The sequence below is a fragment of the Cyanobium sp. Morenito 9A2 genome, assembly GCF_024345575.1.
Lineage (GTDB): Bacteria > Cyanobacteriota > Cyanobacteriia > PCC-6307 > Cyanobiaceae > ATX-6F1.
Map to the genome: position 1 here is coordinate 85,809 of NZ_JAGQBJ010000008.1, position 17,618 is coordinate 103,426.

The window sequence follows — 17,618 nt, forward strand, 5'->3', positions numbered from 1 at the left end:
GGGTGCAGTCCTGCACCACCCCCATGTCCGGCTTCGGCCTTCCCAACTTCGGCCAGCTCACGGAAGCGTTCCGCAAGGCCCAGCAGATCCAGCAGGACGCCCAGAAACTGCAGGACGAACTGGATGCGCTTGAACTGGAGGGCAAAAGCCAGGATGGGCGCGCCAGCGTGTGGCTTTCGGGGAACCAGCAGCCGCTCAAGGTTCGTCTATCGCCCGAGCTGGTCAGCAACGGTGCCGAAGCGACCGAAGCGGCCACCTTCGAAGCCCTCAAGGCGGCCTACGAACTCTCCACCACCACCATGAAAGAGCGGATGGAACAACTCACCGGCGGCCTCAACCTGCCGGGTTTCGGAGGCTGATGTCCCCATCCTCCTGGTCGACTTCCTCCTGAAGCTGCTGTCGTTGGAGGCGGCGGGAAGCTCCAGGCCACTGGGTCCCAGGGACCGGGCGATCCCGGGGGCCCTCGACCCGGGCAAGGAGGTTCTCCAGGCAGTGGCTGTAAAGGCCAAAACGGTCCCAGTTCGCACCGACGGTGCAGCCGGGCTCCCCTTGGTGGAGACAATTGTTGAACCGACAAGGCTGCAGGGCCTGCGCTCTGCGGATTTCAGGAAACAGGCTTCCCAGGGCCAGGGGATCCCGGGGCAAATCCGGGCGGTTGAAGCCAGGGCTGTCCGCCACCAGCGCTCCCTCGGCCAGAGGGAACAGCTCCACGTGACGAGTGGTGTGGCGCCCCCGCTGCAACCGGCCTGACACAGCGGCCACGCGCAGCTGCAACGCCGGCACCAGGGCATTGAGCAAGCTGCTCTTGCCCACCCCCGATGGCCCGCAGAGCACGCTCAACCCGGGGGAGGAGAGCTGGGCCGCCAGCTCGCTCAAGCCCAGGCCACTCGGACTGGATACGGCCAGCGCTGCGTACCCCCAACCCTCCAGCCGCCGAACCCAAGACTCCCGCTGCTCGGTGGGCACCAGATCGGCCTTGGAGAACACGACCTCCACCGGCTGGGCGCTGCGCTCGGCGGTGATCAGGAAACGGGTGAGCTGCAGCGGATCCAGGGCGGGCTGGGCCAGGGACACCACCACCACAATGCGACTGCAATTCGCCACCGCCGGCCGCGCCAGCAGGCTCTGACGCTCCCCCAGTTCAACGATGGCGCCGCGCCGCGCCAGCCAGTCGATCGCCTCCACGCGCACCCAGTCGCCCACGCAGATCTGCTCACCACGCTTGCCCAGTCGGGTGCGACGGATGCAGAGCAGACGCTGGACTCCGCCCGGGCCAGGCTCCTGGAGGTGCACCTGGCAGAAGTTGGCCTGCAGGGCCACTACCCGGGCGTCAGCCGCCATGGCGGCGGATCAGCAGGCGCACGGAACCATCGTCGTTCGCGCTCAGCTCCACCCCATGACCCTCTGCTCGCAGCCCTTCAGCCACGAGGCGCTCGGGCTCCCCCCCGTCGAGGTCGACCTGCAGGCTGTCTCCGGCAGCAACGGCCTCAAGGGCCAACCGGGTGCGGATGAAATTGACCGGACAGGGGGTGCCCCGCAGGTCGAGAAGGTGCGTCAACCGAACAGGCCGCCAAACAGGCCGCTTTTATGGGGATGGTCCTTGCTGGCATGGTGGCCCGCCAACTGATCGAGCAGGGAGCGCTCCTCACTGGAAAGCTTGGTGGGCAGCTTCACCTTGATCGTGAAGTGATGGTTGCCCCGGGCCACGGGATTGCCGAGCTTGGGCACCCCCTTGCCGGAGAGGGTGAGCACGGCCCCAGGCTGGGTGCCGGCAGGGATCTCGAGGGTTTCCGGCCCATCCACCGTTTCCACCTCGATGCGATCGCCCAGAATCGCCTGCAGATAGCTGACGTTCACCTCGGAGTGGATGTGGACGCCCTCCCGGCGCAGCTGGGGGTTGGCCTGGACAGTCAGGAAGACGTAGAGATCCCCGGCGGGTCCACCCCGCTGACCGGCGTTGCCCTCGCCCGCCACCCGCAGCCGGGTGCCTGAATCGACCCCGGCGGGAATGTTCAAACGCAATTTCTTGCGCACCTGCTGCAAGCCCTGGCCGCCACAGGCTCCGCAGGGGTCAGCGATCACCTGACCGGTGCCCTCGCAGGTGGGACAGGGGGCCACCTGGGTGAAACTCCCGAAGGGGGTGCGGGTGGCCCGGCGCACCTGGCCGGCACCGTTGCACGTGCCACAGGTGGTGGGGCCACTGCCTGATTTCGCCCCTGAGCCACTACAGGTGGTGCAGGTCTCCAGATGGCGGATCTGCACCTCCCGCTCCTGGCCGAAGATCCCCTCCTTGAAACTGATCGTGAGATCGAGTCGTAGATCATCCCCCTGGCGGGGGCCACGACGGCGGGGACCGGCAGCTCCACCGCCACCACCGCCGAATCCACTGAAGAACGTCTCGAACAGGTCCGCAAACCCGCCCATGTCACCCATGTCGGGCGCCCCGCCAGCGCCCCCGAGACCCGCCTCACCGAACTGGTCGTAGCGGGCCCGGGTCTGAGGATCGCTGAGCACCTCATAGGCACGGCCGATCTCCTTGAAGCGATCCTCAGCGCCGGGATCCTTGTTGATGTCAGGGTGAAACTGGCGGGCCAGACGGCGGTAGGCCCGCTTGAGCGTCTCGGCGTCCGCCTCCCGCGGCACCCCAAGCAGGTCGTAATAGTCCGCCATCAGCCCTGTCAGTCGCTGCCACCCTAAAACTGGCCCCCGGCCACCTCGAAGGGGTGAGAACCGACCCCCACGAATGCCCTGCGGGCCAGGCCAGGCTTACCCCCCCTGCCCCTCCTCGGCGGCAGGGCTGGGGGATGCGCCTGAGCCGGGACCCGGGCCCATCGACACCTTCACCAGCGCATGGCGCAGCACGCGGCCATCGAGGTGATAACCCCGCTGCAGCTCAGCGATCACCACATCTTCGGGGTGCTCCTCGCTGGGCTCCCGCAGCACCGCCTCATGCAAGCTGGGATCGAATGGCTCACCTTCCACCCGCATCGGCGACACCCCCAACTGCTTGAACACATCCACCAACTGCTTGTACAGCCCCTGGTAACTGCGGTGCAGGTTCTGGGCCTCCTCACCTTCGGGGTTGAGCTGCTGACGGGCCCGGTCGAAGTTGTCGACGACTGGGAGGATCTCGCTCAAGGTGGTGCAGGTGATCTGCGCGCGCAGGTCATCCTGGTCGCGGCTCTGGCGCTTGCGGAAGTTGTCGAAATCGGCAGCGATGCGCATGTACTGGCCGCGCAGGCTCTCGTTATCGGCCCTGAGGCGCTCCAGCTCGGCCTCGAGCCCACCCTTGGGATCGGGCTCCGCCGGGGGGACCGCTGGGGCGTCTCCAGGGGAATCGACGTCCCCTGCCAACGGCTGGCCGGCGTCAACCCGGAGCCCTGCGGCGCCGTCCACCAGGGGATCGGACGCGCCCTCAACGGCAGAGTTGGCCTGGGGAGTGAAAGGCGTGGCTTCGCCGCTCATGCTGACTGAACCAGAATTCGGACTTAGACATGTTGAACGTCAGAGTCCGCCTCCCACAAGCGGGGGAAGCCCACACCTCTGTCCGCCTCCCACCTGAGCCATGACCCTCACCCCTGCCCGTCCCGTTCCCGCGGCGAAAACCACGGCCCAGCAGAGGCTGGAGGTCGAGTTGCTCATGGGGGAACAAGTGCTGCGTCCGGAGGTGCTGGGCCAGGGGAGCGGCGACGTCAGCTCCAACAGTTCCGTGCTCAGCCCCGAACGCTGTCGAGAACTGGGGTGCTTGGTGGTAGGCCGCGAAGGCAATCGCGTGACGATCGCGATCCCCACGTTCTGGGGCCTGGAACAACGCCTGGCCCTGGGCGAAGAACTGTCTGAGAAGGGCCTGCAGACAGAATTGCGCATGGCGCTACAAGAGGAAATCGAGACCGCCCTCACCGGGAGGGGTTCGCTCACATCCGCCAGTGATTCGGGAGCCCCAATGGATGAACTGGACGATGGAGATGAAGAGGAAGAGGAAGACCTGCCGCCGCCGCGGCTCTCGCTGCTCGATGACCTCAACATTCCCGGACGGCTGGAGGAGTCCAAGGAGGAGGACACCAACAACATGGACCTCGAGTCCAGCATCAACGCCTCCAATGCCTCACCGATCATCAGCCTGGTGGACAAGATCCTGATCCAGGCATTGAGCACAGGCACAAGTGACATACACGTGGAACCTCAGGAAGATGGCCTGGTGATTCGCTTCCGCCAGGATGGGGTGTTGCAACAACTGGAAAAGCTTCCTAAAAACATTATCCCAGCGGTTACCTCGCGCCTCAAGATCATGTCCGATCTTGACATCGCCGAGCGTCGACTACCCCAGGATGGTCGTATTCGGCGCGTGTTCAGGGGACGAACCTTTGACCTTCGAGTCAGCACACTACCCACCAAATACGGAGAGAAGGTGGTGATGCGTCTGCTGGACAGCGGAGCCACCCAATTGGGTCTCGACAAACTGATCACTGATCCTCTTGCCCTTGAAACCCTGCGTGACCTGGGCTCAAAACCCTTCGGGATGATTCTGGTCACCGGTCCTACTGGATCAGGTAAATCAACCACGCTCTATTCCCTCCTGGCCGAGCGCAACAGTCCAGACATCAACATCTCCACAGTCGAAGATCCCATCGAATACACCCTCAAAGGCATCACCCAAAGCCAGGTGAACCGGGACAAGGGCTTCGACTTCTCCATAGCCCTGCGCGCCTTCATGCGTCAGGATCCCGATGTGCTGCTGGTGGGGGAAACCAGGGATCTGGAAACGGCAAAAACCGCTATCGAAGCGGCCTTGACTGGTCACCTGGTGCTGACCACCCTGCACTGCAACGACGCCCCGAGCGCGATCGCACGTCTTTCGGAGATGGGGGTGGAACCGTTCATGGTCAGCGCTTCCCTGCTCGGGATTGTCTCCCAACGACTGGTCCGACGGGTCTGCCCCAGCTGTCGCATTGAGTATCACCCCACCTCCCTGGAGCTGGGGCGCTTCGGACTGCTCAGCTCCTCTGAAGAGAACGTCACGTTCTTCAAGGCGAAGAAAACCCACCATGCCGGCAGTGGCATCTGCCCGACCTGCCAGGGCAGTGGCTACAAAGGCCGCATTGGTGTGTATGAAGTACTGCGCATCAATGAAAACCTGACCACCGCAATCGCCCAGCAATCCACCACCGATCAGATTCGTAAGATTGCAATCGAATCAGGTATGAAGACATTGCTCAGCTATGGTCTGGATCTGGTGCGCCAGGGGTACACAACACTTGAGGAGATTGAACGAATCATTCTCACCGATTCCGGCCTTGAGTCAGAACGCAGGGCGAGGGCCATTACCACAAGCACGTGCAGGGGCTGCGGCGCCGGTATGCGCGATGAGTGGCTTGAATGCCCCTACTGCCTGACAGCTCGTATGTAGGGGTTGCTGATTCGCACCAAATCAAACAGAATAAGCGAAAGGCATTGTGGCCATGGATCTCCTGATCGAAGACCTGATGATGAAAGTCGTCAAGGATGGTGGCAGCGACCTTCATCTCGCCGCCTACTGCCCTGCCTATGGCCGCTTCAACGGTCGACTTCTGCCAATCACGGAGGAGAAACTCACCGAAGAAGACTGCAATCGTCTGATCTTTTCCCTGGTCAATAATTCCCAGCGCAAGCAGCTGGAGCAGAATTGGGAGCTTGACTGTTCCTACGGCCTCAAGGGAGTCGCACGATTCCGGGTGAATGTCTACCGCCAGCGAGGAACCTACGCGGCCTGTCTACGGGCCCTTGGCAACGACGTACCCAGCCTGGAGTCGCTCAACTTGCCACCCGTCGTTGAGGAGATGAGCCGCAAGCCCCGGGGCCTGGTACTGGTCACCGGACCCACTAGATCAGGGAAAACCACGACCCTGGCGGCGTTGCTCGATCACATCAACCACACCCGGGCTGAGCACATCATTACGGTCGAAGATCCGATCGAATTCACCTATAAAAATGACAAATCGCTGGTGCATCAGCGCCAGCTTCATGACGACACCAAGAGTTTTGCCAATGCCCTAAGAGCAGCCTTACGCGAAGACCCGGACGTGATCCTGGTTGGAGAAATGCGCGACTTGGAAACAATTCAGCTGGCGATCACCGCCGCCGAAACGGGCCACTTGGTGTTTGGCACATTGCACACCAGTTCTGCCGCCCAGACCGTCGATCGCATGGTCGATGTGTTCCCCGCGGGCCAACAGACCCAGATCAGAGTGCAATTGAGCAACAGCTTGCTGGCCGTGTTCTCCCAGACACTCTGCCAACGCCTTGATCCCCAGCCAGGCCAGTTCGGTCGCGTGATGGCCCAGGAGATCATGATCAATACCCCCGCCATCGGGAACCTGATCCGTGAAGGCAAAACAGCCCAGATCTATTCCCAGATCCAAACCGGGGGAACTTTCGGCATGATCACCTTGGAAAAAGCCCTGGCCGATATGGTGCTCAATGGCCAGATCAGCGCCAAGGAGGCCCTAGCCAAGGCCAGTAAGCCTGAGGAGCTGAATAGATTGCTCGAAAACAAGGTTTGATCACCACCTGAACTGCTCAATCCACCGCCATGCCCTCCTTCACCGCCACCTACACCAACGTCCTTGGGCTCACACGAAAAATCAAGCTCTCAGCGAGCGATTCCGCTGGAGCAAAGCGAAATCTTAGGCGTCGTGGAATATCTCCCAACACCTTAACTTTGACGGATGCCACGAAAACTGAGGCCGTTAAAGTCAGCAGCACCGATTCCAAGAAGAGTTCGCTGTTTACGATGGATCTCGGTGCTGCATTTGAAAAGGTTCCCGGCGTTAAGGACAAAGCCATTTTCGCCACCAAGCTCGGGGCGATGGTCGATGCGGGCGTTCCGATCGTGCGCAGCCTTGATCTCATGGCCAACCAGCAGAAATTGCCGATGTTCAAACGGGCCCTCAGTGAGATTAGTTCGGATGTAAACCAAGGGGCGAGCCTGGGTTCGTCGATGCGAAAGTTTCCAAAAATTTTCGACCGGCTGTTCGTGGCCATGGTGGAAGCCGGAGAGGCCGGTGGTGTGCTTGATGAAACCCTGCGCCGCTTGTCTATCCTTTTGGAGAACATCGCCAAGCTTCAGAACCAGATCAAAGGAGCACTCAGCTACCCCATTGCTGTGTTTGTGATCGCCATCGGAGTCTTCCTGGGGATGACGATCTTTGTGATCCCGCAATTTGCAGATATTTTCAAGCAACTCGGTGCCGAGCTGCCCGCCTTTACCCAAGCCTTGGTAGATCTCAGCACCTTGTTGCGCTCTACCTTCTCATTCTTTCTAGTAGGTGGAATCGTGCTGGCCGCATGGTTATTCCTACGTTTTTATGCCACTCCGGTGGGCAGGCGTAAAGTCGATGCTATCACGCTCAAGATTCCCCTTTTTGGAGACCTGATCCAGAAAAGTTCCACCGCCCAGTTCTGCCGCGTCTACAGTTCCCTGAGCCGGGCCGGGGTACCAATCCTGTTATGCCTTGAGATAGTTCAGGAAACCTCCGGTAACTCGATTATTGCCGATGCCATCGGCGCTTCGAGAAAAGATGTACAGGAAGGCATCAACCTTAGCACCTCACTTAATCGAAAAAACGTGTTTCCCGACATGGCGATGAGCATGCTCGCGATCGGAGAAGAAACTGGAGAAATGGATAAGATGCTCACCAAAGTAGCTGATTTCTATGAAGATGAAGTCACAGCTACCACCAAAGCCCTCACAGCCTTAATCGAGCCATTCATGATCGTGATCGTCGGTGGAATGGTCGCTTCCATCTTGGTGGCCATGTACCTACCGATGTTCGCCGTCTTCGACAAAATCCGCTGAAGCCGCGATCGCCCGGCCCGCCAGCCAGCCCGAGGTCCAGCAGTGCTGGAAGTTGAAGCCGCCCGTGAGGCCATCCACATCCAGCAGTTCGCCGACAAAGTAGAGCCCGCTCTGCTTGCGGCTGGCCATGGTGGCCAGGTTCACTTCACCCAGGGGCACACCACCTGCGGTGACGAACTCCTCCCCGAAGGGTCCACGGCCCCCCACCGTGTAGAGGCTTGATCGCAGGGCTTCGATCAACGCTTTCTGCTGGGGCCGCCGCAGCTCCGCCCAGCGACCGCTGGCCCCAATGCCGCCATCTGCCAGCAGATGCAGCCAGAGCCGGCGACTGAGCTCAGGCCAGGGTCGGCTACTGCCCAACTGACGACGGGCGTGATCACGACGAAGGTCCTCGAAAGCGGCCTCCAAATCCTGTTGACGGCGACCACCGCTCCAATCGACCCGCAGCTGGACGCGATAGCCATGCTCCTTCATCGCCCGCGCCGCAAAAGCCGTCAAGCGGAGGGTGGCGGGGCCACTGAGACCCCAATGGGTCACCAGTACAGGCCCCTGCTGGCGAAAGCGTTCCCCAGGGAGCTCCAGCTGCAAGCCCACCGGATCCATCACCACCCCGGCCAACCCCTGCAAGGGGTTGGGCTTCAGCGCCAGGGTGAACAACGAGGGCAGCGGCGGCACGACGGCATGACCCAGACTCGCCGCGATCTGGCGGCCGCTGGGGTGACCACCGGTGGCCAGCAGCAAGCGGCGGCAGTGCAACGCCCTGGCACCCTCGCTCGAGCGCAGACGCAGGGCGAAGCCCGCGGACTCAAGCGGCTCAGCCGTCTGCAGGGAAGCACCGGTGCGCAAGGTCACTCCCGCAGCCAGGGCCGCCTCCCGCAGGGTGGCCACCACGGAGCTGGAGCGATTACTGCGCGGGAAGAGGCGCCCGTCGGCCTCCTGCACCAGCTCCAGGCCGTGGGCCTTGAACCACTCGACGGCCTCAGTGGTGGCAAAACGGCTGAAGGGACCCAACAGGGCCCGGCCGCCGCGGGGGTAATGGCCTACCAGGTCGCGGGGATCCCAACAGGCGTGGGTGACGTTGCAGCGGCCGCCGCCGCTGATCAGCACCTTGGCCAGGGGCGTGGGGGTGGCCTCTAGCAGCAGTACTCCCTTGAGGCCCGCCTCGGCGGCGCTGATCGCCGCCATGAACCCCGCCGCACCGCCACCGGCCACCACCAGAGGCCAGGGGGAGGAAGGCGCTAGAGCCATGGGCGGGAAGGGCAGGGGGCAGCATGGGGCGATGGATGACGTCTTCGCCGCCCATCGCTTCAGTGTGGCTCCGATGATGGACTACACCGATCGGCACTTCCGGGTGCTGATGCGCCAGATCACGGGCCGCAGCCTGCTCTACACCGAGATGGTGGTGGCACAGGCCCTGCACCACGGCCGGCGGCCAATGCTCCTTGCCTTTGATCCCAGCGAAAAACCCCTGGCCCTGCAGGTGGGTGGCGACGATCCGGCCCTGCTGGCCCAGGCCGCCCGCCTCGCGGCCGAGTGGAACTACGACGAGATCAACCTCAATGTGGGCTGCCCGAGCGAGAAGGTGCAGAAGGGCCGCTTCGGCGCCTGCCTGATGGCAGACCCGGACCGGGTGGCCCACTGCGTGGCGGCGATGGCGGCCGCCGGGCCCCTGCCGGTGACCGTGAAGCACCGCATTGGTATCGACGCGCTCGATTCCTTCGAAGCCCTAGTCAGGTTCGTCGACTGCGTCGCCGCCGCCGGGGCCAGTCGCTTCAGCGTGCATGCCCGCAAAGCCTGGTTGAGTGGCCTCGACCCCAAGCAAAACCGCACCCTCCCTCCCTTGCGTCCAGAGCTGGTCCACCAGCTCAAATACGAACGGCCGACGCTGCGCATTGAACTCAACGGCGGTCTCCAGCATCTGGACGACTGCCTTCCCCACCTGCAACAACTCGACGGGGTGATGGTGGGCCGGGCTGTCTACGACCACCCCCTGCGCTGGAGACGCGTGGACCAGGACCTGTTCGGCCAGAGGGAGCAACCAGAAGCGACGGCCTCCTCCGTAGTGCGGGGGTTAATCCCCTACGCCGAGCGCTGGTGCACCAATGGCGGGCGGCTGTGGCCCATTGCCCGCCACCTGGTGCAGGTCGTGGAAGGGGTTCGCGGTGCCCGCCACTGGAGACGCCAGCTGGGGGAGGCGGCTGGAGCAAAAACAGCTGGACCAGAGGTGCTGGACGCCTCCGCCAGGCAGCTGGAGGATCAGGGCCTCTAAGCCAGGCAGGCCAGGACGTCTGAGGTTCTCGGAGCTGATTCAGAACGGAATGAGGAGGTTGGGTTCAGACCTCAGCGCCGCCGTAGCCATCGTCGCCATAGCTGTCGCCACCTCCACCGGTGCTGCCACTGCGACGCCGGCGACTGCGACCCTCCTCGAAGCCTTCGGAGCCGCCGCCATAACTGCGATCCTCCCAGCCGCTGGCACCGGAACCGCGCTCGGCCCCTCCACTGGAATCGGCCGGGGCGCCGTAACCACCAGCTCGAGGAGCACCACCTCCCCCGTAGCCCCCACCACCTCCGTAACTCCCTCCGCCGTAGCCGCCCCGCTCGGGGGGTCGACCGCCGCTGTAGCCCCCTTCCGAGCGCCTCGGCCCACCGCTGCCGCGGGGCTCAGCCTTGTTGATCCGCAGCGGACGACCCATCAGCTCAGCGCCTTGAAGCGCCTCGATCGCCCTGGTTTCAGCGGCGTCATCGGCAAGTTCCACGAAGGCAAACCCCCGCTTGCGACCGGTGTCACGCTCCAGGGGCAAGGAGCAATTGACCACATCACCAAAGGGGGCAAACAACTCCGCCACGTCTTCCTGCTCAGCGCGGAAGGGGAGGTTGCCGACAAAAATGCTCACGGACGGACTTGGGCCGAATGACCAGGACGGTGAAGAGCCCAAGCTTCGATCAAAGGATCAAAGCGGGGGCCGAGAACCAATCGAAGGTTAGTCCGAATCGGCGATCTGACCACGGTGCCTGGCCGAGACCTTCAAGACTCCAACCGGGCGGCCGCCCGACGCAACTGCTCAGCCACCTGCTCGAATCCGGTGCCTCCTTCGCTGCGGCGGGCAGCAACCACCTGACGCGGGTGAATCGCTTCGTAGATGTCGGACTCGAAGGCGGGATGCACGTGCTGCCAGCGCTCCAGTGGAAGCGCCCGCAACAGGATCCCCTCGGCCAGAGCCTCCTTCACCAGACCACCCACCAACTGGTAGGCCTCGCGGAACGGCACCCCTTTGGCGACGAGGTAATCGGCCACATCCGTGGCATTGGAGAAATCGGTGGCCACCGCCGCCTCCAGGCGCTCGGGGCGGAAGCTGACCCCTTCTTCCAGCAGAATCGCCATCGCTTCAAGGCAATCGAGGGTGGTGCGCACCACATCGAACAGGGCTTCCTTGTCCTCCTGGAAGTCTTTGTTGTAGGCCAGGGGCAAGCCCTTGATCATCGTCAACAGCCCCTGCAGGTGGCCGAACACCCGGCCGCACTTGCCCCGCACCAGCTCGGGCACATCGGGATTCTTCTTCTGCGGCATCAGGCTGCTGCCGGTGGCGCAGCGGTCGCTGAGCGTGACGAAGGCGAACTCCTCGCTGGCCCAGAGAATCACCTCCTCGCTCAACCGACTGAGGTGCACCATCACCAGGCTGGCGGCGGCACTGAACTCCACCGCGAAGTCCCGGTCGCTGACCGCATCCAGGCTGTTGGTGTAGATCGCCTCAAAGCCCAGGGCCGCGGCGGTGTCGCGGCGATCGATCGGCACCGGGGTGCCGGCGAGGGCGGCGGCCCCCAAGGGTGAGATGTTCACTCGGCGGCGCAGGTCGCCCAGCCGCTGCCGATCGCGCTCGGCCATCTCCACGTAGGCCAGCAGGTGGTGGGCCAGGCAGACGGGCTGGGCCCGCTGCAGATGGGTGTAGCCAGGAATCAAGGTCTCGCCGTGGGTACCGGCCTGGGCCAGCAACGCCCGCTCGAAGCGCACCAGGGCGGCATCGATGCAATCGATCTTCTCCCTGAGCCACAGCCGCAGGTCGGTCCCCACCTGGTCGTTGCGGCTGCGGCCGGTGTGCAACTTTTTGCCCAGGGGGCCCAGCAGCTCGATGAGCCGTCGCTCGACGGCGAAGTGGACATCTTCGGCCTCAATCCCTGGGTTGAACGTCCCAGCCGCCGCCTCGGCACGGATGGTCTCCAGGCCCTCCACCAGCCGTTCCGCCTCCCCGAGGCTGACCACGCCGCAGCGGCCAAGCATGCGCGCATGGGCGATCGAACCATCCAGGTCCTGGGGCAGCAGCTCGATGTCGAAGCCGATCGAGGCGTTGAAGCGCTCGATCGCCGGATGGAGCCCCTGCTCGAAACGGTTGCTCCAACTGCCGGCCGCACCGCCGGTGACACCGCTGACAGGCGTGGATTCAGGTGCGTCGGGTGCCATCAGGGCCGTTGAACAACCGCAATCGCACAGCTTGACACCCCAGGCCAGGGCTCAGTTCGGCAGGGCGGGCAGCGCCACCTCCTCCCGCACCTTCAACACCACCATCGAGGCATCGTCCTCCAGATGGTGATCGGGGCCGACGAAGCGATCCAGGCGGCCGAAAAGTTGATCGAGAATTCCCTGGGCACCGATGCCGGAGCGGCAGGCGCTCTGCAGGGCGCGCATCAGCCGCTCCTCATCGAAGCGCTCTCCCGAAAACCCCGTGGCCTCGGTGACCCCATCGGTGTAATAAAGCAGCACGTCGCCAGGTTCCAGCACCAGCTGCTCGCAGCCGTAGTCGGCATCGGGCTGCAGACCGATCAGCAACCCCGGAGCATCCAGGCGATCGACGCTGTTGCGCTGCCGGCGCCAGATCAGGGGAGGATTGTGGGCGGCATTGGCGTAGCGCAGCAGGCGCGTCCGCGGGTCGTAGTCGGAATAGAACAGCGTGACGAACCGGTGGGAGTGGGCCAGGTCCTCCTGGGCCAGCTGGTTGAGGTCGTGGAGGATGCGATCCGGCGGCAGGCCGCTGAGCACCTCGGCCCGCAACATCCCCCGCAGAAGGGTCATCAGCAGGCTTGCGGGCACCCCCTTGCCCATCACATCCCCCATCACCAGGGCCCAGCGGCCCTGCTCGCGCCCGCGACCCACCAATTGGGGGCGGGTGGGGATGAAGTCGTAGTAGTCACCGCCCACCTGGAAGGCGGGGCGGCAACGGGCCGCCAACTCGACGCCCTCGATCACCGGGCAGTGGTCCGGCAGGAGCTGGGCCTGGATCTCGGCACCGGTGCTGAGCTGACGGTCCAGACGCTCGTGCAGGCGCCGGTCCTGCACCAGGGCTTCGCTCTCCAGGGCCACGCCGGTGAGATCGGCCACCAGTTGCAGGTGGCGGCGGTGCACATCGCTCCAGCAAAGGGCCTCCCTTGCACTGAACACATAGAGCCTTCCCCGCTGGCGGTTACGCGCCACCACGGAGGTGCCGAAAAAGAGCTGATCCTTGAGCAGTCGGCCCAGGTGCTGATCAAGCCGTTGGGCGACCTCCTCCTCGCCCGCCTCGATCGCCAGTTGGCGGTCCTCAAGCATCGCGAGCTGGCGCAACAGCTCAGTGGCGCGCCCAGGGGCGCTCACCTGCAGCTGCTCGCGCCAGAGGCGGCCATCACTGTGGAACACCACCAGCACGGCCCCCTCGGCCCCCACCAGCCTGGAGGCCACCAGGGGCACCAACTCCAGGAAGCGGTTGAGGTTGGTGTAACTCCGCAGGGCGAAGCCGAGGGAACTGAGCAGCTCCTGGTTACGGCGCTGCTCGCGGCTGAGGCTGTCGAGCAGTTGCCGTAACGAAGCGCCCACCGTCTGGGCTACCCCGGCCTGCTGCTGCGCCGCGGGGGGCGGGGGGGATCCGAAAGCGGGCGGCTGGCTGCTCAACGGAGCGGCCGCAGAGGACCCGAAAGGTAGCAGCGATTCAGCGGTCGGACGGGGCGATGAAAACTGGAAGGGGTGGCTGCGCCCCGGAGGCAGGCTCAGGTGGCCAGCAGGGCTTCGACGAACTCGAAACTGTTGAAGGGACGCAAATCGCGGATGGTTTCACCGGCGCCGATGAAACGGATGGGCAAGCCGGCCTCCGACGCCACCGCCACCGCCACCCCGCCCCGGGAACTGCCGTCGAGCTTGGTCAGCACCACGCCCGTGAGACCGGCGGCCTTGGCGAAGGCCATCGCCTGGCGCAGACCGTTCTGGCCCTGACTGGAATCAAGCACCAGCAAGGATTCCACCGCCGCCTCCGGCGCCAATCGATCAACGATGCGCCTCACCTTGGCCAGCTCCTCCATCAGGTTGTGCTTGGTCTGCAACCGTCCGGCGGTGTCCACCAGCACTAGATCGAGCCCCCTGGACTGGGCCGCCCCGATCGCATCAAAGACCACGGCGGCGGGATCAGCGTTGGCTGAGGCGTTGGCAATCACCGCCACACCACTGCGCTCACCCCAGACCTTCACCTGCTCCACCGCCGCGGCCCGGAAGGTGTCGGCGGCGGCGATCAGGCAGGAGTAGCCGCTGCGCACCGCCAGATGGGCCAGCTTGCCCAGGGTGGTGGTCTTGCCGACGCCGTTCACCCCCACCAGCAACCAGACGTTCAGGCGGCCCCGTGCGGGAGCCAGCAGGGACTGGCCGCTGGCCGTGATCGGCTCCTCCAGAAGTCCCTGGAGCTGCTGCTTGAGAAAGCGGATCCCCTCCGAGGGATCGACCACCTCCACGTTCAGGCGGCGGCGCAGGGCCTCGAGCACCTGATCGGTGGCCTTCACGCCCACATCGGCGCGCAGCAGCAGCGATTCGAGTTCATCGAGCACCTCCGGTCCCAGCGGGTCATCGCCGAAGGTTTCGAGCAGCTGGGACACCAGCCCCTGGCGGGTCTTCTCCATCCCCCGCCGCAGGCGCGAGAGCCAGTCGATTTCCTCCAGCGACACCTGGTCGACCCGGCGCCCCTGGGCCGCCAACACCTCCGCCGACCAGGTGAAGTCGGCGTCGAAGGCCCCCAGCTGGGGCTGATCCTCAAGGGTCGGCGCAGGGACTGAACCCGACGCTGGGGCCTGGGCTGCAGCGGTCGGCGTCCCGGGGGCACGCTCCAGCAACGCCTCTTGGCGCTGACGACGCTCGGCCGCCGCCCGCTCGAGCAGGGACAGGCCCTGACCCATTGCCATTGGTTCTGGGGCGCCAGCATCTGTGGAGGAGCGCTCGGGGGGAGTCGGGACCGCTGCTTCGATGGCGCTCCGCCCCGGCGCCGGAGGCGCAGCCACGGTCGTAGCGGTGGCCGCCGCCGCTTGGCGCTCGGCCTCCTGCTTGTCCTTCAACCGGGCATAGGCCTCGCGGGCCCACTCCAGGGCCTCGTCGCGGGCCTGATCGGGGCTGACACCCCTGGGTGGTGGTGGCGGGAGTGGTGCGGAAAGGGCTGGACTGGGAGCGGGTGCCGTCGGTGAAGAGTCCCTGCCGGCCTCGCCATCGGGGGTTGAACCACCGGCGGGAGCAAGGGCTCCGGGGCTGGGGGGTTCAGCCGCAGGGGGGTCCGTGGCCGGGCGGGGGTCCGCAGGCGACTCGGGCCCGGGGGGGGGCACCCCGGCATCGCCCTCACTGGCCACACGACGGCCCCGCTGGAACCAGTTGAAGACCATCGCTCAGGAAACCGCCTGGGTGAACCGGCGCAACACGCCGTTGATCATGCGACGGCCCTGCTCGTCGCTGTAGCGATGGGCCAACTCCACGGCCTCGTTGCAGGCAACGGCCGGCGGCGTGCCGAAGGCCTCGATCTCCGCCGCCGCCAGACGCAGGATGTCCCGGTCGATGCGCGGCAGGCGGGTGAGCCGCCAACCCTCCATCACCCCATCGAGGCGGGCATCGAGGGCCTCCCGGCGCTTGAGCACCGCCCTGGTGCGCTCCAAGGCGCCGCGCCGCACCTCCTCCTGGTCAGCCAGCAGCAACAGCCGGGGAATCTCCAGACTGGCGGAAAGCTGATTGAGCGCCAGCTCGGCCTGGGAAAGCCCCTGCTGCAGGTGGTCCCTGACCTGGGGCAGCCGCTCCGTGCCATCGAGAAGTTCACTGTCGAGCAGGTGTTGCTGGGCCTCCTGGAGGGCGCTGGCGGAACGATCGAGCGCCTCACGCACCAGCTGAGCCAAGCTAGCGATGGCCTGGTTGAGCAGACCATCGAGGGCCAGATCGGGAGCGGGAACGCGGTCGTTGGTCTGGCCCAGCATCAGCAGGGCCAGTTCTCTGGCGACGGATCGACTCTGCATGGGCACCTGAGCGGCCGGCCGAAGCTCAGGCCTTGTTGGGGGGGGACGTGGAGTAAGAGGGGGCGCGCAACTGGGCCAGGAGGCTGGAGAAACTACGGCTGGCCGGGGTTTCCCGCTCATCGGGGCTGACGATGCCGGCCGAGATGATCGTTCGGAAAGCATCCTCCACCGAGAGGTCGAGATCCTGAACGGCTGTTTCTGGGACCACGGCGTACCAGCCGGTGGTGGGGTTGGGGGCCGTGGGAATGAACACGCTCAGCATCGGCTGGGGAAAACCTGCCTGCACCGTCGAACCGATCACACCGGTGACGAAACCGAGGGCGTAAAGACCTTCACGCGGATATTCCACCAGCACCACCCGCCGAAAGCGGCTGGAGTTGTCGCGCAGGAAGGTTTCCAGCAGCTGCTTAAGGGTCTTGTAGACGGAGCCCGCCAGAGGGATGCGCAGCAAGGTGCCCTCGCCGAACTCCAGCAGCCAGCGCCCGACGATGTTGCGGGCCATCAGGCCGATCAACAGGATCCCCAGCAAGGGCACCAGCAGGCCGACGCCGAGGTTGATCAGCTCCTGGAGCAGAGGGTTGAGCGTGTTGAACGGGTTGAACTGCTTGGGGATCGAGGTCAGGAACGCCAGCACGAAGCGACTGACCGTGGTGGCCAGCCAGATGGTGGTCGCCAGCGGGATGACCACCAGCAGACCTGCGATCAGGTCGTTCTTAAGATCCTGCTGGAGCCTGCTGGGCAGCGGCTGATCGGTTCGGGGGCTGGTTGGAACCAAGTGGCGACCCGGCGGTCCGGCGGTCGTAGATCTACCTGCAACTTAGCCAGCCTCAGAGCGCCGAGGCGAGCGCCAGCAGGGTGAAGGCCACCGCCAGCACAAGGGCGGAGCCGGTGCCGCCATACCGACGCTGGTTGGTCGAGAGGTCGCGGGCCCGCTCGGCCTGCTGGATCTGTTTTTCCGCCTGCTGCAGGCGGCTTTCGAACTGCGTCTTCACCAACTGCAGTTTCTGCTCGGCCGTCCCGCCCGGAGGCAGCTGACCCGTCTGCTCCAACTGGGCCACGAGCTGCTGGATCGCCAGGGGGTTCTGCAACTGGGCACGGGCCGCCTGCACCTGGCTGCGCTGGGAGGCGAGCTGCTGCTCGGCCTGGTCGGCGAGGGCCCGATCACCGCTGATCGACACCGGCACGGCCACCAGCAGGGCCACCGCCAGCACGGCGCTGATGCCCGTGACCAGCCAGCGCACGGGGGTGTGCCTCTCGTTGGGATGGTCCAGGCGAGAGGAGAGCAGGACGAGCAGCAAGCCCAGCAGAGCCAGGGGCGCCTGGCTCACGAGCCGCTCCACCAGCAACTGACGGAAGGCCTCCTCTCCCCAGGCCCAGGGGATCAACGTGGCCGTGAGCTGCAGCAGGAGCAGCACCACGAGGGTGAGGCCAAGCCAGCGCACAACGGTGGAAAAGCGCCCGGAGGCGGCAAGGGTGGTCACAGCAAGATGACGGTGTCGCGCAACTGTAC

At 64.9% G+C, this 17,618-nt stretch carries 17 protein-coding genes; 5 read left to right on the top strand and 12 right to left on the bottom strand.

What is annotated here, in order from left to right; translation table 11 throughout:
* Positions 1–23: 23 nt before the first annotated feature.
* Positions 24–359, top strand: a complete 336-nt coding sequence (locus KBY88_RS10880) for a YbaB/EbfC family nucleoid-associated protein (RefSeq protein ID WP_254939958.1) — start codon at positions 24–26, stop codon at positions 357–359.
* On the opposite strand, the gene rsgA is transcribed toward KBY88_RS10880, so the two are convergent.
* The 4 genes from rsgA to grpE form a co-directional block, all read right to left on the bottom strand.
* The gene (rsgA, locus tag KBY88_RS10885) at positions 334–1,341 is read right to left on the bottom strand and encodes a ribosome small subunit-dependent GTPase A (protein ID WP_254939959.1); all 1,008 of its coding nucleotides are present in this window, start codon (positions 1,339–1,341) and stop codon (positions 334–336) included. The two genes, KBY88_RS10880 and rsgA, sit on opposite strands and share 26 nt — an antisense overlap.
* Positions 1,331–1,558, bottom strand: coding sequence for a sulfurtransferase TusA family protein (locus tag KBY88_RS10890; RefSeq protein WP_254939960.1), 228 nt, complete (start codon positions 1,556–1,558; stop codon positions 1,331–1,333). Before KBY88_RS10890 ends, rsgA begins: the two co-directional genes overlap by 11 nt.
* Positions 1,555–2,670: a molecular chaperone DnaJ gene (gene dnaJ, locus KBY88_RS10895; RefSeq protein WP_254939961.1), complete on the bottom strand. Its 1,116-nt coding sequence runs from the start codon at positions 2,668–2,670 to the stop codon at positions 1,555–1,557. The genes KBY88_RS10890 and dnaJ overlap by 4 nt, the downstream gene beginning before the upstream one ends.
* A 96-nt stretch (positions 2,671–2,766) precedes the next feature.
* Positions 2,767–3,465 (bottom strand): nucleotide exchange factor GrpE, encoded by a 699-nt coding sequence (grpE, locus tag KBY88_RS10900; protein WP_254939962.1) that lies wholly within the window; start codon positions 3,463–3,465, stop codon positions 2,767–2,769.
* A gap of 100 nt (positions 3,466–3,565) precedes the next feature.
* On the opposite strand from grpE, the gene KBY88_RS10905 reads away from it, so the two are divergent.
* From KBY88_RS10905 to KBY88_RS10915, 3 genes are read left to right on the top strand one after another with little or no spacing between them, the layout of a single operon-like run.
* On the top strand, positions 3,566–5,407 hold the full coding sequence (locus KBY88_RS10905; protein WP_254939963.1) for a GspE/PulE family protein: 1,842 nt from the start codon (positions 3,566–3,568) through the stop codon (positions 5,405–5,407).
* A gap of 52 nt (positions 5,408–5,459) precedes the next feature.
* The gene (locus KBY88_RS10910) at positions 5,460–6,539 is read left to right on the top strand and encodes a type IV pilus twitching motility protein PilT (protein WP_254939964.1); all 1,080 of its coding nucleotides are present in this window, start codon (positions 5,460–5,462) and stop codon (positions 6,537–6,539) included.
* 29 nt (positions 6,540–6,568) lie between these two features.
* Complete coding sequence (locus KBY88_RS10915) at positions 6,569–7,834, top strand: type II secretion system F family protein (RefSeq protein WP_254939965.1); 1,266 nt, start codon at positions 6,569–6,571, stop codon at positions 7,832–7,834.
* Here KBY88_RS10915 and KBY88_RS10920 read toward each other — a convergent pair.
* Positions 7,799–9,082 (bottom strand): BaiN/RdsA family NAD(P)/FAD-dependent oxidoreductase, encoded by a 1,284-nt coding sequence (locus KBY88_RS10920; RefSeq protein ID WP_254939966.1) that lies wholly within the window; start codon positions 9,080–9,082, stop codon positions 7,799–7,801. The genes KBY88_RS10915 and KBY88_RS10920 overlap by 36 nt on opposite strands.
* A 31-nt stretch (positions 9,083–9,113) precedes the next feature.
* Here KBY88_RS10920 and dusA point away from each other — a divergent pair, with 31 nt between their 5' ends.
* Positions 9,114–10,103 carry a tRNA dihydrouridine(20/20a) synthase DusA gene (dusA, locus tag KBY88_RS10925; RefSeq protein ID WP_254939967.1) on the top strand — a complete coding sequence of 330 codons (990 nt, stop codon included), beginning with the start codon at positions 9,114–9,116 and terminating at the stop codon, positions 10,101–10,103.
* 64 nt (positions 10,104–10,167) lie between these two features.
* Here the strand turns inward: dusA and KBY88_RS10930 are convergent, their stop codons facing one another.
* The 7 genes from KBY88_RS10930 to KBY88_RS10960 all read right to left on the bottom strand — a co-directional run bounded on the left by KBY88_RS10930 (position 10,168) and on the right by KBY88_RS10960 (position 17,589).
* Positions 10,168–10,728 (bottom strand): RNA recognition motif domain-containing protein, encoded by a 561-nt coding sequence (locus tag KBY88_RS10930; protein WP_254939968.1) that lies wholly within the window; start codon positions 10,726–10,728, stop codon positions 10,168–10,170.
* A 131-nt stretch (positions 10,729–10,859) separates the two neighbouring features.
* Complete coding sequence (argH, locus tag KBY88_RS10935; protein WP_254939969.1) at positions 10,860–12,290, bottom strand: argininosuccinate lyase; 1,431 nt, start codon at positions 12,288–12,290, stop codon at positions 10,860–10,862.
* A 51-nt stretch (positions 12,291–12,341) separates the two neighbouring features.
* Positions 12,342–13,751 carry a PP2C family protein-serine/threonine phosphatase gene (locus KBY88_RS10940; RefSeq protein WP_396102990.1) on the bottom strand — a complete coding sequence of 470 codons (1,410 nt, stop codon included), beginning with the start codon at positions 13,749–13,751 and terminating at the stop codon, positions 12,342–12,344.
* A 95-nt stretch (positions 13,752–13,846) separates the two neighbouring features.
* Positions 13,847–15,490, bottom strand: a complete 1,644-nt coding sequence (gene ftsY / locus KBY88_RS10945; RefSeq protein WP_254939970.1) for a signal recognition particle-docking protein FtsY — start codon at positions 15,488–15,490, stop codon at positions 13,847–13,849.
* Positions 15,491–15,493: 3 nt separating this feature from the next.
* The gene (nusB, locus tag KBY88_RS10950; protein WP_254939971.1) at positions 15,494–16,108 is read right to left on the bottom strand and encodes a transcription antitermination factor NusB; all 615 of its coding nucleotides are present in this window, start codon (positions 16,106–16,108) and stop codon (positions 15,494–15,496) included.
* Positions 16,109–16,133: 25 nt separating this feature from the next.
* Positions 16,134–16,883: a DUF502 domain-containing protein gene (locus KBY88_RS10955; RefSeq protein WP_254939972.1), complete on the bottom strand. Its 750-nt coding sequence runs from the start codon at positions 16,881–16,883 to the stop codon at positions 16,134–16,136.
* A 52-nt stretch (positions 16,884–16,935) separates the two neighbouring features.
* Complete coding sequence (locus KBY88_RS10960; protein WP_254939973.1) at positions 16,936–17,589, bottom strand: HpsJ family protein; 654 nt, start codon at positions 17,587–17,589, stop codon at positions 16,936–16,938.
* Positions 17,590–17,618 lie beyond the last annotated feature (29 nt).

Bases quoted from the DNA above. Each gene is read 5' to 3' on its own strand.
- KBY88_RS10880 (WP_254939958.1), top strand. From the start codon at position 24: ATGTCCGGCTTCGGCCTTCCCAACTTCGGCCAGCTCACGGAAGCGTTC.
- rsgA (WP_254939959.1), bottom strand. From the start codon at position 1,341: ATGGCGGCTGACGCCCGGGTAGTGGCCCTGCAGGCCAACTTCTGCCAG.
- dnaJ (WP_254939961.1), bottom strand. From the start codon at position 2,670: ATGGCGGACTATTACGACCTGCTTGGGGTGCCGCGGGAGGCGGACGCC.
- grpE (WP_254939962.1), bottom strand. From the start codon at position 3,465: ATGAGCGGCGAAGCCACGCCTTTCACTCCCCAGGCCAACTCTGCCGTT.
- KBY88_RS10905 (WP_254939963.1), top strand. From the start codon at position 3,566: ATGACCCTCACCCCTGCCCGTCCCGTTCCCGCGGCGAAAACCACGGCC.
- KBY88_RS10910 (WP_254939964.1), top strand. From the start codon at position 5,460: ATGGATCTCCTGATCGAAGACCTGATGATGAAAGTCGTCAAGGATGGT.
- KBY88_RS10915 (WP_254939965.1), top strand. From the start codon at position 6,569: ATGCCCTCCTTCACCGCCACCTACACCAACGTCCTTGGGCTCACACGA.
- KBY88_RS10920 (WP_254939966.1), bottom strand. From the start codon at position 9,082: ATGGCTCTAGCGCCTTCCTCCCCCTGGCCTCTGGTGGTGGCCGGTGGC.
- dusA (WP_254939967.1), top strand. From the start codon at position 9,114: ATGGATGACGTCTTCGCCGCCCATCGCTTCAGTGTGGCTCCGATGATG.
- argH (WP_254939969.1), bottom strand. From the start codon at position 12,290: ATGGCACCCGACGCACCTGAATCCACGCCTGTCAGCGGTGTCACCGGC.
- ftsY (WP_254939970.1), bottom strand. From the start codon at position 15,490: ATGGTCTTCAACTGGTTCCAGCGGGGCCGTCGTGTGGCCAGTGAGGGC.
- nusB (WP_254939971.1), bottom strand. From the start codon at position 16,108: ATGCAGAGTCGATCCGTCGCCAGAGAACTGGCCCTGCTGATGCTGGGC.